The organism is Ilyobacter sp., assembly GCF_041583315.1.
In the GTDB taxonomy this organism is placed as follows: domain Bacteria; phylum Fusobacteriota; class Fusobacteriia; order Fusobacteriales; family Fusobacteriaceae; genus Ilyobacter.
This window is the reverse complement of the sequence record NZ_JBFHGC010000539.1, coordinates 1-1940: the sequence shown is the minus strand read 5'-3', so window position 1 is coordinate 1940 and position 1940 is coordinate 1. Positions and strand designations below refer to the sequence as shown.

At 33.9% G+C, this 1940-nt stretch carries 2 protein-coding genes; one reads left to right on the top strand and one right to left on the bottom strand.

The window, feature by feature from the left end:
* Window positions 1-308: 308 nt before the first annotated feature.
* Window positions 309-545 (bottom strand): SHOCT domain-containing protein, encoded by a 237-nt coding sequence (locus ABZA26_RS13955; protein ID WP_372715102.1) that lies wholly within the window; start codon window positions 543-545, stop codon window positions 309-311.
* A 151-nt stretch (window positions 546-696) separates the two neighbouring features.
* On the opposite strand from ABZA26_RS13955, the gene ABZA26_RS13950 reads away from it, so the two are divergent.
* A partial coding sequence (locus tag ABZA26_RS13950; RefSeq protein ID WP_372715101.1) for a multicopper oxidase family protein occupies window positions 697-1940 on the top strand: 1244 nt, incomplete at its 3' end.

Below are 1940 nucleotides of genomic sequence, written 5' to 3'. Positions count from 1 at the left end.
GGTCGGTTCGTGTAAAGTTGGAAGTTGTTCCTTCAACAAATCTTTTGAGTGTGCTGCTGAGGGTGTACATATGTCTGTTATTGATAATCATGTAAATTGTAAAACCTATCATAAAAAATAACTTTTATGTCCTTTCCTAAACAAGGCTGATTTAGCCTTGTTTTTTTGGTAATGTAATACTAAACTGTAACCATGAAACAAGTCAAACTGTCTAGTTTCATAGTTACAGTTTATTTATTCTAGAGAGCCTGTCGGTTTATTCAGTAATTAAGATTTGGAGAATAAACAAAAGGTGTTACATTACCGATTTATTGGAGATCTTTTTTTATTTCATCAAACTCTTCCTTCGTAATTTCTCCTCTTGCATATCTCTTTTTTAGTATATCTAAAGGAGTATCAGTTCCTGTTGTGCTATTTTTTTCTCTCTTTTCAAAAAGATAAAAAATCAAAACAATAATCAGTATTGGAAATAACATCATAAGACCACCTCCCATCCATCCAAATATTCCACCTCTAGAAAAATTATTAAAACACCATTCCCACATATAGAAACCTCCTTTTTTAAAATTTTCTACTTATTCCTAGTAACACTATATTATACAACTGCTTTATGTCTAAAGAGTGACATAAAGCATTTAAATTATAGGATTATTGATATTTACATTGAAGAATATTAGAGAGGAAAGGAGGTTTATTATGAAACTTTTGATGTTGATATTTTTATGTTTATTCAAAATTTCCATTGGAGATATGCTGCCAGTCCCACCCATTTTAGAGAATAAGGACGGAGTCTTTAATTTGGAGGTTGTAGATGGGAAATATAAATTTTTTAATGGGGTAGAAGAAAGCACACTGGGATATAATGGCAATATCCTAGGTCCTACAATAAGAGTTAAAAAAGGAGAAATGGTAGAGATTAACGTAAAAAATTCTCTTTCTGAAGAGACCACAGTTCACTGGCACGGATTAAGAGTGATAGGTATTATGGATGGAGGACCTCATCAAGTGATCAAACCTAAAACTACCTGGAGAGTCAGGTTCCCGATAGAGCAAGAAGCAGCAACACTGTGGTATCACCCGCACCTCCTTCATAAAACCGGTATTCAGGTTTACAAGGGGCTAGCAGGTTTATTTATAATTGATGATGAAAGATCAGAAAGTCTGAATTTGCCTAAAGAGTATGGAATTGATGATATCCCACTCATCATACAAGACAAGAGGTTTGATTCACAAAAGCAGCTTGAATATCTTACTAGAAATGAAGATATCATAAATGGAATGCTTGGAAATGTTGGAATGGTAAATGGTGTAATAGAACCAATTTTTAAACCAAAATTAGGAGTTACCAGATTCAGAATATTAAACGGCGCTAATGCAAGGACTTTTAATCTGAGTTTTAGTGATAACCGAGCCTTTTATATTATAGCCACAGACGGAGGACTTTTAGAAAAACCTATAAGAAGAAAGAGGCTTTTATTAGGACCAGGAGAGAGAGCAGAAATTTTAGTTGATTTCAAGTCTCTAAATAAAAATGTTAAACTCAAAGACGAAGATCACACCCTGCTAACCTTCATTCCAGAAGATAAAAAAGGCCAGGTTGGAAAAATCCCCAAAACGCTCAATGAAAAGGTTAAATTACCAGATACTTCTAAACTGAAGAAAAGATATTTTGTTATGCAGGGATCTGGCAGAAATGTAAATATTAACGGAAAACAAATGGACATGGATAGAATAGACGAATATATAAAGTTAAATGATCCAGAGATCTGGGTAGTTACCAATGACTCACATCATATGGGTAGAGGCATGATGATGGGTGGTAATATGGGTATGATGAGCATGATGGGAAATATTCCACATCCATTTCATATTCACAATACACAATTTAGAATAATCGTAACGGAAGACCTCCCTATAAATGGGAGCAGGGAAATAAAGAT